This is a genomic window from uncultured Dokdonia sp. (assembly GCF_937910895.1).
Taxonomy (GTDB): domain Bacteria; phylum Bacteroidota; class Bacteroidia; order Flavobacteriales; family Flavobacteriaceae; genus Dokdonia.
The window spans coordinates 21,055-28,287 of record NZ_CALEMI010000027.1; the positions used below are offsets into that span (position 1 = coordinate 21,055).

6 protein-coding genes and 1 pseudogene are annotated in these 7,233 nt (G+C 35.8%); 2 read left to right on the forward strand and 5 right to left on the reverse strand.

Annotated features, from left to right (window positions below):
• Positions 1-72 precede the first annotated feature (72 nt).
• Positions 73-909 carry a hypothetical protein gene (locus tag Q0505_RS02930; RefSeq protein ID WP_299208597.1) on the forward strand — a complete coding sequence of 279 codons (837 nt, stop codon included), beginning with the start codon at positions 73-75 and terminating at the stop codon, positions 907-909.
• A 152-nt stretch (positions 910-1,061) separates the two neighbouring features.
• Here the strand turns inward: Q0505_RS02930 and Q0505_RS02935 are convergent, their stop codons facing one another.
• The 4 genes from Q0505_RS02935 to Q0505_RS02950 all read right to left on the reverse strand — a co-directional run bounded on the left by Q0505_RS02935 (position 1,062) and on the right by Q0505_RS02950 (position 5,393).
• Positions 1,062-1,262, reverse strand: coding sequence for a hypothetical protein (locus Q0505_RS02935; protein WP_299208599.1), 201 nt, complete (start codon positions 1,260-1,262; stop codon positions 1,062-1,064).
• A 370-nt stretch (positions 1,263-1,632) separates the two neighbouring features.
• Positions 1,633-2,397 carry a carbonic anhydrase family protein gene (locus Q0505_RS02940; RefSeq protein ID WP_299208601.1) on the reverse strand — a complete coding sequence of 255 codons (765 nt, stop codon included), beginning with the start codon at positions 2,395-2,397 and terminating at the stop codon, positions 1,633-1,635.
• A gap of 427 nt (positions 2,398-2,824) precedes the next feature.
• Positions 2,825-4,219: an NAD-dependent succinate-semialdehyde dehydrogenase gene (locus tag Q0505_RS02945; RefSeq protein ID WP_299208603.1), complete on the reverse strand. Its 1,395-nt coding sequence runs from the start codon at positions 4,217-4,219 to the stop codon at positions 2,825-2,827.
• A gap of 55 nt (positions 4,220-4,274) precedes the next feature.
• Positions 4,275-5,393 carry an alkene reductase gene (locus Q0505_RS02950; protein ID WP_299208605.1) on the reverse strand — a complete coding sequence of 373 codons (1,119 nt, stop codon included), beginning with the start codon at positions 5,391-5,393 and terminating at the stop codon, positions 4,275-4,277.
• Positions 5,394-5,714: 321 nt separating this feature from the next.
• Between Q0505_RS02950 and Q0505_RS02955 the strand changes: the two genes are divergently transcribed.
• Positions 5,715-7,007, forward strand: coding sequence for an aminopeptidase P family protein (locus Q0505_RS02955; RefSeq protein WP_299208607.1), 1,293 nt, complete (start codon positions 5,715-5,717; stop codon positions 7,005-7,007).
• 43 nt (positions 7,008-7,050) lie between these two features.
• Here Q0505_RS02955 and Q0505_RS02960 read toward each other — a convergent pair.
• Positions 7,051-7,233 (reverse strand): annotated as a pseudogene (locus tag Q0505_RS02960) (hypothetical protein); the annotation flags it as partial.

A 7,233-nucleotide genomic window follows, 5' to 3' on the forward strand; every position in this document is an offset into this window, starting at 1 on the left:
TATTTATATTTGTTTTTATAAATATAATTTTGTTCTTTTGTTTATAACTAACTCTGCTAAAAACAATTATTTATGAAGTATTTTAAGTTTTTATCATCTGCACTGCTCATAATAGCAGTCACGATGACGAGTTGTGAAAATGAGGTAGAAAATCAAGATGATCTCCAAGGAGAACAAGTAATTACCAGAATCGTAGAAGAACAAACAAGTATAGGTGATATACTGCTTCCGTCAGGCACAAAAGTACGTATGGTTTCAGAAAGCCAGATTGATATTGAATTACCATCTGATTTTGAATTTTTACTTTACGATGACAAAGACGGAGTAAGTTTCTCAAAGTTCGGGAGTTATTCTTGTGCTTGTTCTGCTCAAAATAGCTGTAAAGTTTTTTATAATGAAAATGTTGGCTATGGCTGTTTACAGAACTCATGCTCGGGTTCTTGTACAGGAACTCCAAGTGGTGGTGATATCAAGAAACCTGCTTATGGGATTATCAATAATACCTCTAGTAAATTACTCGGAGAAAAGTTTAAAGCATCTGGTAACTTAACACATAGAGGCTATGAGATATTTTTGGAGTATATCGCAAAAGATACATTGATTGCATTTTTTGATGTTGCTTTTATTGGAAATGACTACAAGAATGGAACAGAATTAATTACTGAAAAAGGAGAAGAAAGTACTACACACGTTTTATTGCAGTATAAAGGAATTTCATTTTCTGCTGTGGTTCCAAATTTTGATGAACATAAAGACAACCAAATCATACATTTTCAACAAGGGCCTTCTATCTCTTGTGCAGGAAATAATGGATGTTCTTGTACGAAAGATAAAACCTGTTTTTTAGGGAATTGTGTATATTATTGTGATGGTTGTACATCGTGTACAATGACTGTAGATGAAAAATAATATTTTCTGATTGTGATGATAAAAAAATGACGATACTATTTACGAAGAGTCATTTAAAAACGCTCAAGAAGATAACATAGGTAAAGTAACACTGTCGATTGAAGGGTAAGGGGGAAAAAGAAAAGCGAACCGAAGTTCGCTTATACATTTCTTTAAAGTGTACATCTTCCAAAACTATTGACATAAAATGGGAAGCGGCAATCTCGACCGTCACCATCTGTATCACAATTTGGATTAAAGCTTTCTGGAGTATCAAAATCATCACAATATCCTGGTGGTAACCAACCTCCAACAATATTTTTTTGTTCAGACTTGTCTAAAATTTTTCCTAATGATTTAATGTTTTTTAACATATTGTTTTTTTTTAAATTAATACTGTGTATGAAAGTATATAATTATTCAGTAAATTTTAATAGCACATTACTTGAATTCCGTGAATTCAAGCACTAAAAATTTACAGACTTCTTTGATAGATAGTAATGCCTTTAAGCATCTATGACAGTCGAAACATTTGAAATCCTATCACTATCATTTTTTAAAAAATATACAGAAATAGCATCCCTTTCTATTGAAAAAGGTTCGCTCACGCGAACCTTAAAATGAAAATTAACAAATGACCATTTTATATAAAGCTGTTTAAATACCACCCGATAAGTACATCCAGCCAAGAAGCTTTTCGTACTTAGAAAAGGGAGACTTTTCTGGGTGGCTTTTTAAACTACTTTAATATTGAAAACTTACCTTCCCTGTTTCCATGTCATAAACAGCAGCAACGATTTTAATTTGACCATTCTTTTCTAGTGCTGCCATTTTTGGTGATTGTACACGGATGTCTTCTACGGTTTTAATAGCATTCGTATGAATGACTTTATTGGTAAACGCTACGTTTTTTGAAGATACTTCTCCATCTACTTCGGTGGCGATGACAGAAGGTTTAATTTCTGCTAATAAATCAGAGAGCGCATTCATGCCCATAGAAGCAGCATCTGTATTATCTATAGCATGCTTTACAGCACCACAAGCGGTGTGTCCCATTACAATAACAACTTTAGATCCAGCGACAGCGGTAGCAAACTCCATAGATCCTACAATATCTTTATTTTCTATATTACCCGCGACACGTGCCACAAAAATATCTCCAATTCCCAAATCAAAAACATCTTCAACAGGAACTCGACTGTCTACACACGATAATACAATCGCCTTTGGATATTGCCCGATGGTTGCCTTTCTTCTTTGTGCAGAATGGTCTCGTTGCGTAAGATTATTATTTACAAAATTCTCATTTCCTTTCTTTAACCTTCCTATAATTTCATCTGGAGACATCGTCGCTTGCTCTTCTGCGGTCATGATACTCTTAACTGGTGCTTTTTCCATTGTTTCAATAACTACAGGGGTTTCTTTTACTACTTTTTCTGAAGTCTCATTACAAGAAATTAATGATATCATTACTACTGCGACTGCGAATACTCTTAATTGTTTTTTCATTGTTATTGGTTTTACTTGTTATTCTTATTGAAAAAATTAATTGTTTACTATGCAAATCTAATAGTAATACTATCAATAATGTGTAAAATACTTTTATTTGGCGAATATTTAACTATAATTCTTTCCAATGAAATCAAAATTATCTCATTTTCAATGTATTGAACTGCCTCACAAATCAGTTCTAATTTTAGCGCATGATCTTCTTTAAAAAGGTTTTAAGAGGTTTTGCTTTGTAAAGCGATTGTCTTTTTAATGTTATAGCCTTGAATGTATCATAAGATGAAGGATGCGTTTTAATTTGTGGAGTACGCTTTCGCGAAAGCGTAAAAACATCTTACCAAATAACAAAGTGTGAAGTATAGTATATAAACTAAAAAAGTGGATACTCATAAAGAATATCCACTTTTTAATGTGTGAGTAATCTAGATTATTTGATAGGCATAATCGATTTTACGTTGACAAATTCTTTGATTCCGAAACCTCCATGTTCTCTTCCGTATCCAGAATCTTTTACGCCTCCAAATGGCATATTTGGCTGGTTATCACTTGCCGAATTAATAAATACCATGCCTGTGTCAAAATGATTTTTTGCAAGCTCCACTGCCTTTTCTATGTTTTCACTAAAGATACCACCTCCAAGTCCAAATCTACTGTCATTTGCGATTCGCATGGCATCTTCTTGATCTTTCGCTTTAATTAAGCTTGCTACAGGACCAAAAAATTCCTCTTCATACGCAGGTTGACCTGGTTGTACATTTCCTAATATCGTCGCTGGATAGAAAAATCCTTTTGCATTGGGCATCTTTCCTCCTAATAAGATTTCTGCTCCCTTGTCTACACTTTTTGTTACTTGATCGTGTAGTTTTTCTCGTAAATCTTTTCGTGCTAGGGGTCCCATGGCAGTATCTCTGTTAGTGGGATCTCCGTACTCCACTTCGTTCATGCCTGCGATAAACTTCTCTTTAAATTCTTCATATACACTTTCTACTACAACAAATCGTTTTGCAGCGATACATACTTCTCCGTTGTTATAGATTCGTCCTTGCACGCACGTTTCTGCTGCCATGGCAATATCTGCATCTTCTAAAACAATATATGCGTCATTACTACCCAACTCTAGCACCGTTTTCTTAGCATGCTTTGCGGCTTCTTGAGCTATAATTTTTCCAGAACCGAGGCTTCCTGTAAAGGTGACACCTCTCACGTATGTATTGGCAATGACTTCATTAGACTGATCATTATTGATTAATAATACTTTAAATAAGTTTTTAGGAAGACCCGCTTGTTCCATAATTTCTTGTAGTAACAGCGCAGATCCTGTACAGCACTCGGCATGTTTTAATAATACACCGTTTCCAGCAGCAAGACTAGCGATAGCATATCTAACTGCTTGATAACAAGGGAAATTCCATGGTTGAATCCCATATATAACTCCTACTGGCGAATACGTAATCATTCCTTTATCTCCATTAGGTAATTCTCGTTCTTCATCTTCGAGCTCTTTGATTCCTGTGGTTGCTGTGTATTCGCAAATACCTGCACACAGTTTTATTTCTTGGAAGCCATGCTTTACTACTTTTCCCATTTCTTGAGTCATAAGTTTTGCAAATTCTTCGCGACGCTCCATAAGGACTTCTCCTATTTTCTTTATAATCGAAGCCCGAGCATCTACTGATTTGGTTTTCCAATCTAAGAAGGCATGATGACAATCTTCTACAGCTTTAGAAGCCTCCTTTTTCGTCATGTACTGGTATTCTTTGATCGTTTCTTCTGTGGCGGGATTAATGGTTCTAAATCCGCCCATTATTTCTCTGTCTTTCATATATTTTCTCACGCACAATATTGGGCGTTTATTTAGTTAATAAAATGGTTCTTATTTATGATGGGATTAAATCTCTTGTTTTTGCTTCGTAATCGATATATCCTTCTTTTCCTTGTGTGTAAAAAGTGTCTTTATTCCAATCGCTCATTTCTACATTTTCTCTGAATCTTCCTACTAAATCTGGATTAGAAATAAATAGTTTTCCAAAAGCGACCATATCGGCATCTCCATTACTAATTACTTTGTTTCCTTTGGATTGTGTAAATCCAGTATTAATCATTAAGTTTCCTTTGTACATAGGCCTGTATCGTTTGGCGATTTCTGAGACTGCATGAGGAACCTCTGAAACATCTGTAAAAGGCTCAGATAAATGGATATAGGCTAAGTTGTACTCGTCACTTAACTTTTTAATAATATAATCAAACGTTGGGATCGTTTCTTCTTCTACTTCCATTCCAAATACGCCGTGAAGGGAAGGATTAAAACGTGCGCCTATTTTATGTTCTGGAATGACTTCTTTCATTTCATCTAAGACCTCAAAGAAAAAGCGAGCTCTGTTTTCTATACTTCCTCCATATATATCTTCTCTTTTGTTACTGAAGGGACTAAAGAACTGATGAAACAAGTAGCCGTTTGAAGAATGAATTTCGACGCCGTCAAAACCAGCCTCTACCGCATTTTTGGCAGCTTGTATAAATTCTTTTTTTGTAATGTTGATCTCTTCTTGTGTCATCGCCTTAGGCGTAACAGTATCTTTTTGTCCATCTGGTGTATATACCTCCTCTTCAGGATTAATCGCTGAAGGCGCCCATGGCAATTCACCATTGTGAAAATCAGGATGAGAAATTCTTCCTACGTGCCATAACTGAATAAAAATACGTCCTCCGGCATCATGAACAGATTTAGTGACTTTCTTCCAGCCATCAATTTGTGCTTGATTGTGAATTCCGGCGGTGTAAACATATCCTACAGCTCTTTTTGAAACTTGCGATCCTTCGGTTATGATAAGACCCGCAGTGGCTCGTTGTGTATAATAAGGCACATGTAAATCCTCCGTAGGAGCAGCATCTTTATTATCGGCTCTACTTCGAGTCATGGGTGCCATAACGACACGATTTTTTAATTGTAATTCTCCTAATGTTATAGGTTCTAATAGTGGTTGTGTATCTTTCATAGTGGATGTTTTTGTTAAATATACTAAGTATAATCGTTAAAACATCACTGGTTACAGGCGCTTAGCGTTAAAAATTGTTAAGATTTGGCTTCAAAAACAACTCTTTAAAACAGCCTTATATAATTTGTTTTTTATTTTATGGAATTTCTATCATGATTTGATTTGGATGTGTCAAAAAAGAAAGTGTACGCTTTCGTACTTCGACGAAACTCAGTATAAACTTCTGCGTCACTTTGTTCCTAGAAAGCGTATAAAAACAATCTTAAAACACATTTCCAGAAGCATATCACATTTCGTACTTTTGATAAAAATCAGAATCTCATGAAATACCATCGTATAGATAACAAGCTTTTTATTAAAAATCGTAAAAACTTTATGGCGAAGATGAAGCCAAACAGTCTTGCCGTCTTTAATAGTAATGATCAATATCCTATCAGTGCAGATAGTACCATGCCTTTTGAGCAACACAGAGATATTTTTTATTTAAGTGGGGTAGATCAAGAAGAGTCTATTTTGGTATTATTTCCTGATTGTCCAAAGGAGAAATATCGTGAGATTTTATTCTTAAAAGAAACCAATGAGCATATAGCGGTTTGGGAAGGTGAGAAGCTTACGAAAGAAAAAGCGTTGGAAACCGCTGGAATCAAAACCGTGTTTTGGCTTCAAGATTTAGAAAAAATATTTGCTGAGTTGATGACGTATGCAGACACCGTATATGTCAACACGAATGAGCATTACCGAGCTGCAGTTGAAACTGAAACTCGTGAAGATCGGTTTACGAAATGGTGGAAAGCAAAATATCCTGCGCATAGCGTTGCAAAAAGCAATCCTATCTTACAACGCTTACGTTCTGTAAAAGACCCTATTGAAATTGATTTGATACAGAAGGCGTGTGATATTACCAATAAAGGATTCCGTCGTGTGTTAGGATTTGTAAAACCAGGCGTTTGGGAATATGAAATCGAAGCGGAATTCATTCACGAATTTTTACGCAATCGCTCTAAAAAGTTTGCCTACACACCTATCGTAGCATCAGGTAATAATGCAAATGTATTGCATTATATAGAGAATAATCAGCAATGTAGAGACGGCGATTTAATTTTAATGGATGTGGGCGCTGAGTATGCGAACTACTCCAGTGATATGACCCGTACGATTCCGGTGAATGGTCGTTTTACAGATCGTCAAAAAGCCGTTTACAATGCAGTATTGCGAGTGAAAGATGAAGCTACCAAAATGTTAGTTCCTGGAACCTATTGGGAGCCGTATCATGTTGAAGTTGGCAAACTGATGACTTCTGAACTTTTAAAATTGGGGCTTTTAGACAAGGCAGATGTTCAGAATGAATCTTCAGAAAAACCTGCCTATAAAAAATACTTTATGCATGGGACAGCTCACCACTTAGGGCTCAATACGCATGACTATGGTCTTTTACACTTGCCCATGGAAACCAATATGGTATTTACCGTTGAGCCTGGAATTTATATCCCAGAAGAAGGTTTCGGTGTACGCTTAGAAGATGATGTAGTACTACAAAAAACGGGTGCCCCCTTAAATCTGATGAAAAATATTCCAATTGAAATAGAGGAAATAGAAAACTTAATGAATAGATAAAAAAAGCCACCTCTAGGGTGGCTTTTTTGTTTACAATGAAATTTTAGGCGCTGGCTGTTTTTACACTACTTTTTTGCCAAAAATAGAGTACAGCAAATAAAATGATTAGAATTCCTGGAAAGGCAATCATATAGGTCAAGGTTTGTTGTCCAGCGGCTAATTCCAGTTCTGTTCCCGTAAGTCCCAAGGCACTTTTTGCTTCCCTTGAACGGTCAATCCAAGAACC